The organism is Bacillus sp. SIMBA_005, assembly GCF_046535585.1.
GTDB lineage: Bacteria > Bacillota > Bacilli > Bacillales > Bacillaceae > Bacillus > Bacillus pumilus.
Genome location: NZ_JAWRWI010000569.1, coordinates 1 through 264, shown reverse-complemented (window position 1 = coordinate 264; position 264 = coordinate 1). Strand labels below are relative to the sequence as shown.

Below are 264 nucleotides of genomic sequence, written 5' to 3'. Positions count from 1 at the left end.
ATGAATGAGTTTCTGAAAGATTGTTATCAAACGATAGGCTGGGAAAAGGATTCCCTCGATTTCAGCAACCTGCCGGAGTTTTTAAAGGCGCTCGCGTATCGGTTTCCGTTTGAAAACCGCGCGGTTTTGTCCAAAAAAGAATATGACGTCACGAAAGAAGGACTGTGGCGGCACATGGTGAAGGAACCTCACGGCGGTCTTTGTTATGACTTGAACGGACTGCTTTATTTCATCCTGAAAGATGCCGGATTTGATGTCAAATTG

1 protein-coding gene is annotated in these 264 nt (G+C 45.1%); it reads left to right on the top strand.

Annotated elements, in window-relative coordinates; translation table 11 throughout:
• The coding region (locus tag SB660_RS21335; RefSeq protein ID WP_410584396.1) for an arylamine N-acetyltransferase at positions 1 to 264 on the top strand (264 nt) is incomplete at both ends.